At 39.6% G+C, this 15774-nt stretch carries 12 protein-coding genes and 1 pseudogene; 2 read left to right on the forward strand and 11 right to left on the reverse strand.

Annotated features, from left to right (window positions below):
* Positions 1–13 precede the first annotated feature (13 nt).
* The 5 genes from FJR71_RS04925 to FJR71_RS04945 form a co-directional block, all read right to left on the reverse strand.
* Positions 14–1105, reverse strand: a complete 1092-nt coding sequence (locus FJR71_RS04925; RefSeq protein WP_140814237.1) for a sensor histidine kinase — start codon at positions 1103–1105, stop codon at positions 14–16.
* Positions 1075–1761, reverse strand: coding sequence for a response regulator transcription factor (locus FJR71_RS04930; protein WP_140814238.1), 687 nt, complete (start codon positions 1759–1761; stop codon positions 1075–1077). Before FJR71_RS04930 ends, FJR71_RS04925 begins: the two co-directional genes overlap by 31 nt.
* A gap of 62 nt (positions 1762–1823) precedes the next feature.
* The gene (locus FJR71_RS04935) at positions 1824–2543 is read right to left on the reverse strand and encodes an ABC transporter permease (protein ID WP_140814239.1); all 720 of its coding nucleotides are present in this window, start codon (positions 2541–2543) and stop codon (positions 1824–1826) included.
* A 1-nt stretch (position 2544) separates the two neighbouring features.
* Positions 2545–3330: an ABC transporter permease gene (locus FJR71_RS04940; protein WP_140814240.1), complete on the reverse strand. Its 786-nt coding sequence runs from the start codon at positions 3328–3330 to the stop codon at positions 2545–2547.
* 1 nt (position 3331) lies between these two features.
* The gene (locus tag FJR71_RS04945) at positions 3332–4042 is read right to left on the reverse strand and encodes an ABC transporter ATP-binding protein (RefSeq protein WP_140814241.1); all 711 of its coding nucleotides are present in this window, start codon (positions 4040–4042) and stop codon (positions 3332–3334) included.
* 285 nt (positions 4043–4327) lie between these two features.
* Here FJR71_RS04945 and FJR71_RS04950 point away from each other — a divergent pair.
* Positions 4328–4458: pseudogene (locus FJR71_RS04950) on the forward strand (IS3 family transposase); the annotation flags it as partial.
* Between the two features lie 360 nt (positions 4459–4818).
* Here the strand turns inward: FJR71_RS04950 and FJR71_RS04955 are convergent.
* From FJR71_RS04955 to pflA, 3 genes are all read right to left on the reverse strand, one after another.
* Entirely contained in the window at positions 4819–5331 is a 513-nt protein-coding gene (locus FJR71_RS04955; protein WP_140814242.1) for a YiiX/YebB-like N1pC/P60 family cysteine hydrolase, read from the reverse strand.
* Between the two features lie 63 nt (positions 5332–5394).
* Positions 5395–6330, reverse strand: coding sequence for a manganese-dependent inorganic pyrophosphatase (locus FJR71_RS04960; protein WP_140814243.1), 936 nt, complete (start codon positions 6328–6330; stop codon positions 5395–5397).
* Between the two features lie 127 nt (positions 6331–6457).
* Entirely contained in the window at positions 6458–7252 is a 795-nt protein-coding gene (pflA, locus tag FJR71_RS04965) for a pyruvate formate-lyase-activating protein (RefSeq protein WP_140814244.1), read from the reverse strand.
* Positions 7253–7920: 668 nt separating this feature from the next.
* Here pflA and FJR71_RS04975 point away from each other — a divergent pair.
* Positions 7921–12780, forward strand: a complete 4860-nt coding sequence (locus tag FJR71_RS04975) for a glycosyl hydrolase family 95 catalytic domain-containing protein (RefSeq protein WP_140814245.1) — start codon at positions 7921–7923, stop codon at positions 12778–12780.
* A gap of 212 nt (positions 12781–12992) precedes the next feature.
* Here the strand turns inward: FJR71_RS04975 and FJR71_RS04985 are convergent, their stop codons facing one another.
* Genes FJR71_RS04985 through FJR71_RS04995 form a run of 3 tightly spaced genes read right to left on the reverse strand, consistent with a single transcriptional unit; the run spans position 12993 to position 15688 of the window.
* Positions 12993–13796: an ABC transporter ATP-binding protein gene (locus FJR71_RS04985; protein ID WP_140814246.1), complete on the reverse strand. Its 804-nt coding sequence runs from the start codon at positions 13794–13796 to the stop codon at positions 12993–12995.
* Between the two features lie 13 nt (positions 13797–13809).
* Complete coding sequence (locus FJR71_RS04990) at positions 13810–14703, reverse strand: ABC transporter permease (protein ID WP_006597286.1); 894 nt, start codon at positions 14701–14703, stop codon at positions 13810–13812.
* A 10-nt stretch (positions 14704–14713) separates the two neighbouring features.
* A complete protein-coding gene (locus FJR71_RS04995) occupies positions 14714–15688 on the reverse strand; it encodes an ABC transporter substrate-binding protein (RefSeq protein WP_140814247.1) in 975 nt (324 codons plus the stop codon).
* Positions 15689–15774: the final 86 nt, after the last annotated feature.

Raw genomic sequence — 15774 nt, forward strand, 5'->3', positions numbered from 1 at the left:
TTCCTATAATAAATCACTTTGATTTAATACAATTAAGAGCCATTAAAACTTCTGCTCCCTCGTCTCTATTTCTAAGCTCAACTCGGCCTTTGTGTAGTTTTGCAACTCTACATACAAAACTAAGTCCAATACCATAATGTTGCTCTTTAACCGATCTAGCTTTATCCATACGATAAAAGAGCTTCCCAAAATTAGTTAAAACTTCCTCTGGAAATTCAGAGCCATTATTCCATATACCTATTTTCAATTCCTTCTCCTCTTGCTCTACCCTAATTTTAATTTTAGGATTCTGTTTATCTGCATACTCCAAAGCATTTGTTAAAATATTTTGTATTGCACGAATCATAAGAGATGGATTTATATAATAGCTTTCAGTTCCTTTCAAATTTTGTTCAAAAGAAAACTCAATCTGATTTTTTATCAAAAAAGAGACTTCTTTCTCTAATTCATTGATAAAATCTGAAGAGGAATATTCCGTCCAGTCTGTCTCATCATCATAGTAAGTTTTAGAATAACGAATCAACTGATTAAAATAGGTAAGCAAGCGTTGACTAGCATGAACTATATCTACTAAACATTCTTTAGACTGTTCATCTTTAGTGGAAGTGTGCAAAAATTCTGCATTCCCTTTGATGATAGTTAGAGGTGTCTTTAAATCATGAGAAGCTGCTGAAACCTGAAACATCAAATCTTCTTTCTGTTGCTTTTCATCATCTAATAGCTGTCGAATACGATCTTGCATCACAATAATGCGATTACCAGTCTCACGAAATTCCTTAACTGTTAATTTTTCTGTACATTCGCTTTCAAGCCACATACTATTTTCATAAATCAAATTCATTTCATAACTTAGTTTTTTCAACAATTTACCAATGTGATAACTTATTAGAATAATCAATAAAACACAAATATATATCCATGATGACACATTGAAAAAAATTGATTGAACATCATTATTTTTGAGAGGCTTCCCATCCTCCATTATTTGTATGGATACAGAAGCTAAGGGAATAAGATAAGCTAATAATAAACCTACACCAAACTGCCAAATAATTCTCCAACAGGTTTCTCGAATTAATTGTCTAAAACTTTTGATTCTACCCATTGATATCCTCCACCGTACAAGGTTTTAATTGGATTTAATTGATAAGGTTTCAGCTTTTGACGAATTTGATAAATGTACTCTGAAACCGAACGTAAAAGAGCTTCTGAACTTTGTGGATATAAATAATTATAGATTTCCTCTATAGAATATATTTTACTTGGGTTACTTGCTAAAAGATTCACTATATCAAATTCCCTCCTTGTCAAGACGATCTTATCTTCGTTTACAAATAGTTCCTTACTATCCGTATATAGTATAAGCTTCCCAATCTTTATTTGATGAACATTTCCTTTAGTCCGTTCTTCACGACGTAAGTGCATTTTAACACGTGCTAAAAGCTCTGGCATACTAAAGGGCTTCATAATATAATCATCAGCTCCTGCATTGATTCCAGCCACCAAATCTTCATCCATATCCTTAGCAGTTATAAAACAGATAGGAACAGATATCTGCTCGCGAATCATCTGACAGACTTCTAAACCACTAACAGGCATCATAATATCTAATAAAATCAAGTCAAATCCTGTAAAATCACAAAGATCAATCTCATCTATGTTATTTCGTATGACTACTTCATACTTTTCATACTCTAGTACCTTTTTTATTAGGCGAAGAATAGCAAGATCATCATCTACCACTAAAATTTTATAAGCCATAACTCACGCTCCTAAATTATATTATATCATTAACTGAGGAAAAGACAGGATAGCCCCTGTCTTTAGCGCATATTTCTTCCTATAAGTATCAGTGTAGCAACTACAAAAACAATTAATAACCAAACTATTTGTATCCCCAGACCTTGCCAAACTGGATAATAAAGTGATAAAGGATGGATATAGTAACAGTTCATACTAGCTAGTAATGGTAAATTTCTAAAAAAAGAACTGAATTGTAGTAACATTTGTCCCAACCCCAATAAAAGGGATAGACTTATTCCCAAAATTAAGGTAAAAGATCGTAAAATAAATACAAAAATACCACTTAAAAGAGAGAATGTTAAAATAGAAATACAAACTGGAAATAGGATTGTTAGAACATTTTTAATATCGCTCAAAAGATTGATTTTATAATATCCTTCGGCAATTAGTATACATAATGATAATACAGCGACCAATAGTACAATTTCCACACATAACACAATAGCTAGTTTACATATTATAAATTTCAAACGATTTGGACATGTAAGAAAACTAGTGCGAAGGCTAGAACCTGTAAATTCTTGTCCTATAAATAGGACCGCTAGACTAATGAAACCTGCCTGACCTAAATAGAGACTTTGCAGTAGCTGTTCCAAAACAAAGTGTAGTGTCAACTGGTCTGGTTTACTATTTAAAAAAATAACCATTCCAGGAATACACAGTAGCAAAGCCCCTATAATCAACCAGTGCCAAGGATTCATCATAAACTTGAGATACTCACTTTTAAATTGCTCTTTCAACTCATTCCCCTCCTCCAACATCTGACTGAAGTAAGCGGTAAATTGCCAAAGCTAAGAATGACAAATTCCAACAAAGTAAAAGCAAAATATTTTGTAAACTATTCTGTTCTAACATTTGAGGAGATGTAGCAATCAGTCCATAGCTCAATGAAACTGGAAGAAATTTTGCAACTGATATATGATTGGCTAAGAATGTTCCTAAATTGTAGACTTGAGGAAGCAAAAACAATAGGGGAACAAGGGGTTTTTTAAATGTTAAAGCCAGAATATAGGCTAAAAGTCCCAATAATGTCCAAGCTATACTGTCCAAAAACATATAGAACCAAACTGTCCCATTTAGTGAAAAAAGCAATAAACCATCTTGTCCTAAAACATAATGTGTCATGTTAATCGTCAGAAATATTGATAGGAAGGAAATGACAAAAGAAAATACCAACCAAACTAATGTTTTTGAAACTAGGAAAGTACTTCGACTCGTATTAGAGAGGAGGCTTGTACGAATAGCAGAGCCTTTATACTCTTCAGCTCCGTAGATTGAGCCTAAGATAATCATAAAAAAAATGCCAACTAAAGTAACATCAAAACCTAAAAATTCAATAGGGGGAATAGCTTCTATTAACTCTGGGTTTGTCTCTGGTGTAGCATGGATACCAACTGAAACAATTTGAGATGCACCAATATTTGCTAAAAACGTTTGAAATACTAGTATCAAGAATAGTACAACATGAGTAGCTCTCTTATAAAGTAATTTCAATATTTCAGAATGAAGAGAGTAAATAAGTGCCATGTCACTTTCCTCCCTCTGTTAATCTAAAGAAGACTTCCTCCAGTGAAGAAAGATTTTTCATCACTTCTTGTAAAGTCCCTTTTATAAGAACTTTGCCTTTATTTATGATGACCACATCATCTGTTACTGCTTCCACTTCCGATAATATATGAGATGATAGCAAGACTGTCTTCCCTTCTTGAGCTTGTTTTTTTATAAACTCTCTAAACCACCGAATTCCTCTTGGATCCAACCCATTTGTCGGTTCATCCAATATCAGATACTGAGGATTCCCTAATAGAGCTGTTGCAATTCCCAAGCGTTGTCCTTCTCCTAATGATAATTTCCCAATTTTAGATTTTTTCTTATGGCTAATATCCACCATATCCAAAACTTGCTCAATTCGCTGGCTGGATATCCCATTACTAGCAGCAACAATTTTCAAATGTTGATAAATAGTCCGATCATCAGGAGCTCCTACACTGTCAAATGAAGCTCCTACAGTCTTTAGAGGAAATTTTAATTCCTTATAAGTTTGATCTCCAATTTTGGTAAGACCAGATGTTGCTTTGTCTAATCCTAATAAGATACGTAAGGTTGAACTTTTACCAGCTCCATTTGGACCTAGGAAAGCAGTCACTCTACCTGCTTTTGCTTCAAAAGAAATATCTTTTAAAATTTGAGTTTGACCATATGACTTACATAGATTTTTAATGGTAATACTTTGTTCCATAGATGTCTCCTGTTCAGTTTTTTTGTTTTATCGTTTTAAACAAGTATATATTAACCAATAATTTTCGGATTTTTTTCAGAATTTTACTTTCTGTGGAATTCTATTCATCAAAACAATCTCATCAGACATATAAAACAACCGATGAATTATAGATCTTAGATTATCCTTTATTCCCTTTATCATTTATATTCTTTTCAAAAGTGAAATACGCTTCAATGACCTTATTGATTTAACAGCTACAATTCGTCGTAAATGGAAGTAATCTTCTTACACATTTTAAAATAGGAAATGTTTCAAGGTTACGAGAAGGTGTTCCAATCGCTTAAGCAATTGGAACAAGCTATTATAGACTATATTGATTATTACAAAAACAAACAAATTAAGGTAAAAATAAAAAAGGACTCAATCCTGTGTAATACAGAACTAAATCCTTTTGATAAATTATTTGTCTAACTTTTTGGGATCAGTACCAAGCTTTTTTTGATTTTTCGTTTTGTTAAATGCAATATATTACATTTTATTTCAATTCAAACTCTATTTTTATCCTAAAGCATATTTTTTAAAGTAAAAAATTAAAAATTGATACATTCAAGTGTGAGAAAAATCCTTGAAACCTGAGGCACAAAACTACATCATGGAACTTCCTAGATTTCTGAAATCATCCGCTGGATAATTAAACATAACATCCACACTCACCAAAGGAAAGGATTGAATAATTCTTTTTCTTTAGTTTGATGCAACTCTTACGAACTGTATCAAAGATTCAGAATGTTGTTTTAGGAATCTGAATCATCCATATACCTTTCTTTAAAATGTAGTTGCGAAGACTGGGCTAACTGACTCGGGTTGGTCCCGGGCTGATCTAGAGGAACGGCTAGGCCGAGTTCTCTGTAGTAGGCTTTCCAAAAGGAACTAATTTCTTCTTCTCCCTCTCCAAACTTCATGGGAATGGTCTCAAAAATAGGAAGAATTTCTGCTACAAACTGGGAACAATAGAAACCATCTCCATCTGGATAAAAGGACGCATTGTAGGGAGCCCCTAAAAGACTCTCTGCTCGCTTTTTAACCTCTGTACAATCAATCTGCTCATAGCGATAAAGGTCATAGACTTTTCCAGCTTCAAAGAAGTCCTCAGGATCCTGGGCAAGGACGCCACCTTCCACCGTAGCATGATAGACCTGTCCGTCCAAAAAGATAGCCACGTGACTGTAGTTACCTGTAGAAGCCTGGATAGCCTGCCCCATTTCTGTATCTTCTCTCACAAAAATCAAATCGCCATTTTCTAACATCTTTCTCTCCTAGAAAAAAAGGAGCCTAAACTCCTTTTTAACAATGGGCTTCCCCACCTATCATTATGCATTAAAGCTTTCAGTCAATTGTGGTACCACTTGTTTCTTACGTGAAACAGCACCTGGAAGGAAAGCGTGGTTGTTTTCAAGTTTGAAGTTGAAAGCTGCTTCTACCTTGTCCATATTAGCACCAAGAGCCAAAATTTCTGAGTTTGAGTTGACGATGTCTGTAATCATCAAGACAAAGTCAGAGTAGCCATTTGCTGTATTTGCGGCTTGGATGGCTGCTTCGATTTCAGCTTGGCGTTCCAAGACTTCAGCAATATCAACTGTATTCACTTGGGCAACACGTACGTTGTTACCGTTCAATTCAAAAGTCTTTGCATCGATGTCGATCAATTCTTCTGCTGACTTGCTTGCCAAATTTGTACCAGCTTTGAGCATGGCAAGACCGTATTCTTCCAAGTTCACACCAGCTAATTCAGCCAATTCAGGCGCAATCACCTTATCAGATGGGTGAGTTGTTGGAGATTTCAAAAGAAGGGTATCTGAAATCAAACCTGATAGCATCAAACCTGCAATTTCTTTTGGAACAGCTACACCGTGTTCTTTGAACATACGGTAAACGATAGAAGATGCGGATCCAACTGGCTCCAAACGCATGTAAAGTGGGCTTGCAGTTTCAAAGTTAGCCACACGGTGGTGGTCCACCACACCATAAACTTCAACTTCAGAAATATCTGAAACTGATTGTTGGAATTCATTGTGGTCTGTTAAGATGACTTGCTCTGCACCTTCTGCTTTAGCAGATGTGATCACGCGCGGTGCTTCTACACCAAAATAGTTCAAGACGAAAGCTGTTTCTTCATTTGGAGTTCCAAGAGCGACCGCTTCTGTATCCAAACCATAAGCTTCTTTTGCAAGGTAAGCAAAAGCTACTGATGAACCAATGGCATCTGAGTCAGGGTTTTGGTGACCAAAAACAAGAATTTTTGACATGTTTCTACCTCTTCATTTTCATTTCTATAGTCACTCTATTTTAGCACGTTTTTCCGTTTAAAGAAAGGGAATAGTTGTTCATTTCGTTAGAAAAAGACAGCTGGAAGCACCAACTGTCTTAACTTCATTATCCTTTAACTCGTTTCAAGTAGTCTTGATAACTTTCAGTTTCCATCAAGTCCTTCGCATTTTGAACCCGTTCTTTTGTTGGAGGTTTGACTCCTTCTAGGGAATAAGGAATGCCCAATTCCCGCCATTTGAACTCACCCATGGTATGGTAAGGAAGAATTTCAAACTTATCAACATTTTTAAGGGTTTTGACGAATTTCCCAAGTTCGATCAAGTCGTCGTCTCGGTCTGTCAGACCTGGCACCAAGACATGGCGAATCCAAACGGGCTTGCCAATATCAGACAAATACTTGGCACAAGCCAAAATATTCTTATTCGTTTGACTGGTTACAAATCTGTGCCGTTCATCGTTAATTTCCTTGATGTCTAGCAGAACTAAATCCGTCACTGCCATCAGTTTGTCAAATTTTTCCAGGTAGCGAGGGGTATTGCGGAAAGGTAGAGCACAAGTATCAAGCGTACAGTGGATTCCCAGCTCTTGAGCCTTGGTGAAGAGGGCAATCAAAAAGTCTATCTGCAAGAGGGCTTCTCCGCCACTGACAGTGATCCCACCTTTTTGACCCCAAAAACCACGATAGCGGAGGGCTTCTTCCAATACATCATCTACTGTTCGTTCTCTAGACATGTTGGTTTCCATAGCCCAAGTATCCGGGTTATGGCAATACTGACACCGCATTTGACAGCCTTGAAGAAAGACAATAAAACGGATCCCTGGTCCATCTACAGCACCGAAGCTTTCCGTAGAGTGTACCATTCCTGTTACTTTTCCATAGTCAACTGTTTCATTTTCCATGCCTTGTCCTTCTCTCTTGAAAACGTTTTATGGTTTTATTATATCATGATTCCTTGTGAATAAAAGGATTTTAATGATTTTTTAGAAAATAAACTGTTTTTCAATTTCATTCCATTGTATTAGTACAGGCCATTCCAGTCGGTGTTACTCTTACCTATTCTCTATGGTAAAAAAAGAGGCTGGGACAAAGGTCCTAGCCTCTCAATTGTCTTTGGATTGTCGAGCAAGACGCAGTGGTTGAGTGGGCTCTACTACGCTGATTTCATCAGCTTTTACAGCCCTACTCAACTGTGCGGAGGTGGGACGACGAAATCGAATTCTAACGAATTACTGATTTCTGTCCCACTCTCTTTTTTAATAACTCAAGAAATCTTTGAAACTGTTTATTCTATCTCATCTTGTTTAAGTTAAAATGGCTAATGTTTGGTAAGGTTAAGAATTATGTTTTCATCCCAAAATAATAGCTAATTTATCTCTTATTTCTCTACTTTTTCAAGAAATAACACTCTCAAATATGCATCTTACCTAAAAGCTATTGACATTTTCCTGTTTCCCTATTAAATTGGATATGATAGAAATAAATATGAAGGGACTTGTCTTTAACTAAAAATGTAGGCGGTCTCAAAAAAATGCTTGAATTTCTAATACAAGCCGTAGATGATGTCACAATGGACCAAAGATTTTTGGAAAAATCCTGTCGTTATAGTATCCGCAAACTAACTGTCGGTACGGCTTCTGTTTTATTAGGAGCCATTTTTCTCGCCTCACACCAGGTAGGTGCTGATAGTATTGTTGGAAGTCAAAATGAAAGCAACCACCTTGAAGCTGCCCCAGCCATAGAGAGCCCGACTGACGGAGCTGGAGAAACCAAACCAGAAAATACGTATATCGCTCCTATTTCTGAAGAAGAAAGCTCGTCACCTGGTACAGAAGTTCAAAGCAAGCATACTGCCACTTCGACCACTTCAATTGTGCCAAATGAAGAAAGGGAAACTATGAAAGTTGAGACTCCCGTGGCCAAACAAACTGATTATCAATTGACCTACAATCAACCTGCTGCTGCTACCTATGATGGTTGGGAAAAACAAGCACTTTCAGTCGGAAACGGTGAAATGGGGGCTAAGGTTTTCGGACTTATCGGTGAGGAAAGAATCCAATACAACGAAAAAACTCTTTGGTCCGGAGGACCACAACCGGATAGTACCGACTACAACGGAGGAAACTATCAGGACCGCTATAAGGTCTTAGCAGAAATTCGTAAGGCATTAGAAGAAGGAAACCGCCAAAAGGCAAAGCAATTAGCAGAGCGCAACCTAGTCGGACCAAACAATGCTCAGTATGGTCGTTACTTATCTTTTGGTGATATCTTTATGGTCTTTAACAACCAAAAGAAAGGCCTGGAGAATGTTACCGACTACCATCGTGGCTTAGATATTTCTGAGGCCATCTCAACCACTTCTTATACCCAAGACGGTACAAACTTTAAGCGTGAAACCTTCTCTAGCTATCCTGACGATGTTACTGTCACCCACTTGAGTAAAAAAGGGGATAAGACCCTTGATTTTACACTCTGGAATAGCTTGACTGAAGATTTGATTGCGAATGGCGACTACTCCTGGGAATATTCGAATTATAAACAAGGAGCAGTTACGACTGATTCTAATGGTATTTTGCTCAAAGGAACTGTCAAAGACAATGGTCTGAAATTTGCTTCCTATCTCGGAATCAAGACAGACGGACAAGTCACTGCACAAGATGGCTATTTGACTGTCACCGGAGCCAGCTATGCGACCCTTTTACTCAGTGCTAAGACCAACTTTGCTCAAAATCCAAAAACCAATTATCGCAAGGATATTGACGTAGAAAATACTGTTAAGTCTATCGTAGAAGCTGCCAAGGCAAAAGATTATGAAACCCTAAAAAATAACCACATCAAGGACTATCAGAGTCTCTTCAATCGTGTTCAACTAAATCTTGGTGGCAACAAGTCTAATCAAACTACAAAAGAAGCTCTGCATACCTACAACCCAGAAAAAGGGCAAAAACTAGAAGAGCTCTTCTTCCAATACGGACGTTATCTACTCATCAGTTCTTCTCGTGACCGGACAGATGCCCTTCCTGCCAACTTGCAAGGAGTCTGGAATGCTGTAGACAATCCACCTTGGAACTCAGATTACCACCTCAATGTCAACCTTCAGATGAACTATTGGCCTGCCTACATGAACAATCTTGCTGAAACAGCCAAGCCAATGGTCAATTATATTGATGACATGCGCTACTATGGTCGTATCGCTGCTAAAGAATATGCAGGTATCGAATCCAAAGAAGGCCAAGAAAACGGTTGGTTGGTTCATACTCAGGCAACACCATTTGGCTGGACAACTCCAGGTTGGAATTATTACTGGGGTTGGTCTCCTGCTGCCAATGCTTGGATGATGCAGAACGTCTATGACTACTACAAATTCACCAAGGATGAAACTTATCTCAAAGAAAAAATTTATCCAATGCTCAAGGAAACAGCCAAGTTCTGGAATTCCTTCTTGCACTACGACAAATCTAGTGACCGTTGGGTTTCTTCTCCATCATACTCACCAGAGCATGGAACTATCACGATTGGGAATACCTTTGACCAATCCCTAGTTTGGCAACTCTTCCACGACTATATGGAAGCAGCCAATCATCTCAAGGTCGACCAAGATTTGGTGACAGAAGTGAAGGCTAAATTTGACAAGCTCAAACCACTTCATATCAACCAAGATGGCCGAATCAAGGAATGGTATGAGGAAGACAGTCCTCAATTCACTAATGAAGGAATTGAAAATCATCACCGCCACGTTTCTCATCTGGTTGGACTCTTCCCAGGAACCTTATTTGGCAAAGATCAGCCTGAATATCTAGAAGCAGCACGCGCAACCCTAAACCATCGTGGAGATGGTGGTACCGGTTGGTCTAAGGCTAATAAAATCAACCTCTGGGCTCGTCTCCTAGATGGAAATCGTGCCCATCGTTTATTGGCAGAACAACTCAGATCCTCAACTCTAGAAAACCTCTGGGATACGCACGCGCCTTTCCAAATTGATGGGAACTTTGGTGCAACCAGCGGTATGGCAGAAATGCTCCTTCAGTCTCACACCGGCTACATTGCCCCATTACCAGCCCTTCCAGATGCATGGAAAGATGGTCAAGTCTCAGGTCTAGTAGCTCGTGGTAACTTTGAAGTTAGCATGAAATGGAAAGAAAAGAATCTTGAAACGCTATCCTTCCTTTCCCATGCAGGCGGAGATTTAGTTGTCGATTATCCAGACATCGAATCGAGTATTGTCAAGATTAACGGGAAAGAAATCAAACCAACTCTTCAGAAGGGCAACCGAATTCAGATTGCCACTAAAAAAGGGGATCAGATTACCTTTGAAAAGTTATCAGAACGGATCACTCGCCTATCTGCCGTGAGAAAAGATGCTGTAACTGCTGTACTAGATTTCAATCCGGTTACGGATGCGACCCACTATATCATCCGTCGAGAAAGCAAAGATGAAAGCAGTGACGCTCCTTCGATCAAAGAATTCCTAACCAATGTGACTCATTTCATCGACCGCTCCATTGATTCTCTTCACAGCTATAGCTATACTGTGACAGCCATGATTGGGGAGCGCTCAAGGCAAACATCAGAATCTGCGTCAATCCAACCAGTTGTCGAATTGATGGACGGCAGAGATCCTCGTGTTCAATACGGTCCTGCCTTCCATAACTGGGAAGAAATTGACTTGTATTCAGGAACTGAAAAATACGCCGACCTATCCCTTGATAGCTACTCTGACAAAGATGCAACTGCTAGCATCTCTTTCAATGGGCGAGGAATTGAAATCTATGGTCTCAAATCATCTGAATTAGGCCTTGCAGAAGTCCAAATCGATGGAAAAAAAGTGGGAGATCTGGATTTCCACACATCTGGAGAAACGGAAAAAAGTGCTCTAATTGGTCGTTTTACAGGACTCCTTGATGGAGATCATATCCTAACTCTAACCGTGAAGAAGGAGCACTTAAACCGTGGGAATGAACGCTCAAAAATTTCCTTGGATTGTTTTAAAATCTATCCTGGTCAAGGCGCAACTGTTGAAAAGATGGATGACAGAGATCCTCGTATCCACTATGGTTCTTTGTTCAAAGACTGGAATGAATCAGGCTTATATCAAACGACAGAAAAATACGCGACTCTCCAAAACGTGGATCCGTCTCAGCATTCTGAGGCCAAAGCAACCATTCCTTTCACTGGTACAGGGATTCGTATCTACGGTTTAAAATCTTCTGACTATGGAAAAGCCATAGTAACCCTAGATGGAAAAGAAATGCCAAGTTTGGACTTTTACTCAAGCGCTGACTATGAAAAGAATGTATTGATTGGCGAGTACACAAACTTAAGCAATGGAGATCACATTCTCACCTTGACAGTCGACCCTAACTCTCCAGATGGCAGAAAAATGATTTCTCTGGATTCATTTGACATCTTGAAACCCTCAACCCTATCCCTAGAGACTCCAAGCCTAGCTCCAATAAAGGCAGGCGATCAGACGCTTAGCCTCACACTTCCATCTGGGGAATGGGATGCGATAGCGGTTCATTTCCCTGCTACAAAAGATCCTGTTTTCCTCAAGAAAACCGATGAACAACACGTCACCCTATCAGATGGAAATCGAGTATTAGCGATTAAGGAGCAGCAGATTGAACTGCCAATCCCAGAAACTGCTCATCAAAAACAAGATCAGATCATTTCAGCCTATGCCATCCGAGGGAAAATCATCATGAGTCCAGTCGTTTCTCTCTTACCAGCTATTGTGACAAGTTTGGGAGAGGAAAAACCACCTGTAGTGACTCTTCCTGAGTATACAGACCCAATCGGCACTGCTGGACAGGAAGCGCCTATATCGTCTCTTCCTGAATATGTCCTTCGGGTACTAAAAGACCAAGGCAGCAAGGTAGAGGTTATTAGTGGAGAGAATGAGATTGGTAGAGATAGTCATTTAGAAATTCAAAAGGTCCTTGACCAAAGGCTCTTTGGCAAGAACTACGATGCTTTCAACCTTCAACTCAAGGATAAAGAAGGGAATTCAGTTCCAGTAAAAGGCAGTGTACTGGTACGACTTCCACTATCAAAAGAAGTGAAGCAACTCTATATCTTGACTCCTAATCAAGGGCTCCAAGCATTAGAATTTACACTTCGAGAGGGCATGATTGAATTCATGGCACAAGAGTTAGGAACCTATGCCATTGTCTACAAGTCGGACTCCAGTGAAAAAATGGATCCTACTGTCTCAGAAAGCAAGGGATCATATAGCCCTGTTTCAGAGCATCCTAGTCCAACGAATACCAATGATGCTTTGATGAGTGTTCCCAACTCTAGACAAGATCAGGCTTCACAAGGACAACTTCCAAGAACGAATACTGAACACAGCAGTTCATACCTAGTGTTCTTAGCAGGTCTTAGCCTTTTTCTCGCAGCTAGCTTCCTAGAGAAAAAGAAACAGGATTAGCTGCATGTGGCTGACAACATCAATACAAAGAGGCTGGGACAAAAGTCCTAGCCTCTCAATTGTCTTTGGATTATCGAGCAGGACGCAGTGGTTGAGTGGGCTCTACTACGCTGATTTCATCAGCTTTTACAGCCCTACTCAACTGTGCGGAGGTGGGACGACGAAATCGAATTCTAACGAATGACCGATTTCTGTCCCACTCTCTTTTTCGTTTATCCTAAAATCAATTCGTCACTCACCAATGTTTCACCACTGTTCTGATGGAAAAGGCGCATCAAGTCTTCAACTGTCAGGTTCTTCTTTTCTTCCCCTTTAACATCGACTACAATCTTGCCTTGGTAGAGCATGATCAAGCGATTGCCATATGCGATGGCATGGTTCATATCATGCGTAATCATCAAGGTTGTCAAATCATGGCTTTCGACAATCTTTTGCGTCAGTTCCATGACCATTTCACTGGTCTTGGGGTCGAGCGCCGCGGTATGTTCATCCAGTAGCAAGAGTTTTGGTTTAACCAAGGCAGCCATGACCAAGGTAAGGGCTTGCCGTTGTCCCCCTGATAAGTATTGCGTATCCACTTTGAGGCGATTTTCCAAACCAATATTGAGTTCCTTCAAAGCCGTTTTAAATTCCGCGCGGTCTTTTTCCCTGACCCCCCAACTGAGGCCCCGTCTTGCTCCACGTTTTTTAGCAATGGCCATGTTTTCTTCAATGGTCAAGCGGGAAGCCGTCCCCATCTTAGGATCCTGGAAAACACGCGCAATATCTTTAGCACGTTTCCGAACACTGGTCTGCTTAATGGATTTTCCTTCTAAAAGGATATCTCCTTGATCCACTTGCAATCCACCTGCCAGAATATTCATCAATGTCGATTTACCAGCTCCATTTCCTCCGATGACGGAGATGAAATCCCCTTCTTCTACTGTTAGATCCAAGCCTTTGAGAACATGGTTTTCATTGACCGTGCCTGCTTCGAATGTCTTATGGATATCTTCAATTTTTAACAATGTTGCCATTTATCTTCTCCTTCTAGTTGCTGCTTAATTTTAATCCACGAATCTTGAGACGTTTCTGTACTTCTGGTGCGAACAAGACCAAAGCCAAGAGAATGGCGTTAAACAAACGGACTAAGTTTTGGTCTAGGTTTGGAATTTCGTAGATATTGAGGATAATGAGGCGGTAGACAATTGCCCCCACTCCAATCGAAAGCAAGCGTCCTCCAATGGTCAAATCATGGATTAGGACTTCTGCTAAAATAACAGCACTGAGACCTACGACGATGGTCCCTGTACCAGAAGTCACATCGGAGAAGCCGTCTGTCTGAGCGAAAAGAGCCCCACACAATGCAACCAGTCCATTGGAAATCATATAACCAAAAATCTTCATGGTATCCACATTCACCCCATTGGCCTCACTCATCGGGATATTGTCACCAGTAGAACGAAGAACCAAACCAATCTGGGTTTTCATCAAGAGGGTCAAAATCAGACAAACCAATAATAAACAAGAAATACTAACAGCAAAGACAGCTGCCTCATTGGATAAACCCAGCCCCATCACAGACTTGAAAATGGTACTAGAATCTCCAATGGATAAATTAGGGACACCCCCCATGATTTTAATATTGATCGAATAGAGACCTGTCAGAGTCACAATCCCTGTTAAGAGCGCTGGAATCTTCATCTTGGTATGAAGAAGACCAGAGACCAACCCTGCTAGCATCCCTGCTAAAATCGAAAAGAGGGTCGCTAGCCAAGGGTTTTGACCTGCTTGGATTTGGGACGCAACGACTGCAGCCCCAAGCGGGAAAGCCCCTTCTGCTGTCATATCCGCTATATCTAAAATGCGGAATGTTAAGAAAATACCAATGGCCATAATCGACCACAATAAACCTTCAGATAAACTTGATAATACTAAATCCATCATCCATCTCCTATTTCTTTTCATTCATACCAGAGAGATCAATTCCTAATTTCTTAGCCATCTCTTTGTTAACATACAATTCTAGATTCTTAGGGGCCTCCACTGCCAGTTCGGCTGCCTTTTCCCCTTTTAGGATACGAATCGCCATCCGGGCAGATTGACGACCCAACTCAGTGTAGTCTGTCCCATAGGTATAGAGCCCTCCTACTTGGGCCATTTCAATCGAACCTCCAATAACTGGAACCTTATGTTTCAAAGACACTTGTTTAATGGTTTCCATTGTGGAAGAAATGATGTTGTCTGTTGGAATAAAGACCAGATCCACTTCTGACATCAAACTGTCCGCTGCCGCTTTCACATTATTACTGTCTAAAATGGTCTTCTCTACGACACGGTATCCTTTGGCCTCAAGGACCTTCTTGGCCTCATCTTTCTGAACGACAGAGTTGGGCTCGCTTTGCGTATAGAGAATTCCGACTGTCTTAGCTGTTGGTAAAACCTTTTGAATCAGATCGACTTGCGTAGCAATGGCATCTGAAGATTGGTCACTCGTTCCTGTCACATTGCCACCAGGCTGATCCAAGTTCTTGACCAACTTGGCAGCCAGAGGGTCCGTCACTGCAGAAAAGACTACAGGGGTCGTTTTGCTTGTATTAGAGATACTTTGTGCTGATGGAGTCGCAATGGCAAATACAAGATCACTTTCCTGTGATAATTGATTTGAAATATTTTTCAAATTTCGCTGCTCCCCTTGGGCATTTTGATAATCAATTTCAATCTCTTCTCCATCTATATAACCTTGTTTGGCTAACTCTTCCACAAACCCTTTTCGAGTCGCATCAAGAGACTTATGAGTAATATACTGGGAAATCCCAATCTTGATTTTTTGATGCTTAGAGGTCTTCAAGTGGTGGAGGGTCAAGAGGGAGGTCATCAGTAGACCAACTACCAGAACCGGGGCAATTAACTTCTTTACAACTTTCATGAAACATGTCTCCTTCTCTAAAACATTCAAACAGAATACAAAAAACCGTTTAGATGATTCTAAACGGTTGGTATCATTCCTCACAA

The sequence above is a fragment of the Streptococcus xiaochunlingii genome, assembly GCF_006385805.1.
Classification (GTDB): domain Bacteria; phylum Bacillota; class Bacilli; order Lactobacillales; family Streptococcaceae; genus Streptococcus; species Streptococcus xiaochunlingii.

Bases quoted from the DNA above. Each gene is read 5' to 3' on its own strand.
- FJR71_RS04995 (WP_140814247.1), bottom strand. From the start codon at position 15,688: ATGAAAGTTGTAAAGAAGTTAATTGCCCCGGTTCTGGTAGTTGGTCTA.
- FJR71_RS04940 (WP_140814240.1), bottom strand. From the start codon at position 3,330: ATGGCACTTATTTACTCTCTTCATTCTGAAATATTGAAATTACTTTAT.
- FJR71_RS04930 (WP_140814238.1), bottom strand. From the start codon at position 1,761: ATGGCTTATAAAATTTTAGTGGTAGATGATGATCTTGCTATTCTTCGC.
- FJR71_RS04975 (WP_140814245.1), top strand. From the start codon at position 7,921: ATGGACCAAAGATTTTTGGAAAAATCCTGTCGTTATAGTATCCGCAAA.
- FJR71_RS04960 (WP_140814243.1), bottom strand. From the start codon at position 6,330: ATGTCAAAAATTCTTGTTTTTGGTCACCAAAACCCTGACTCAGATGCC.
- FJR71_RS04985 (WP_140814246.1), bottom strand. From the start codon at position 13,796: ATGGCAACATTGTTAAAAATTGAAGATATCCATAAGACATTCGAAGCA.
- pflA (WP_140814244.1), bottom strand. From the start codon at position 7,252: ATGGAAAATGAAACAGTTGACTATGGAAAAGTAACAGGAATGGTACAC.
- FJR71_RS04925 (WP_140814237.1), bottom strand. From the start codon at position 1,105: ATGGGTAGAATCAAAAGTTTTAGACAATTAATTCGAGAAACCTGTTGG.
- FJR71_RS04990 (WP_006597286.1), bottom strand. From the start codon at position 14,703: ATGGATTTAGTATTATCAAGTTTATCTGAAGGTTTATTGTGGTCGATT.
- FJR71_RS04945 (WP_140814241.1), bottom strand. From the start codon at position 4,042: ATGGAACAAAGTATTACCATTAAAAATCTATGTAAGTCATATGGTCAA.
- FJR71_RS04955 (WP_140814242.1), bottom strand. From the start codon at position 5,331: ATGTTAGAAAATGGCGATTTGATTTTTGTGAGAGAAGATACAGAAATG.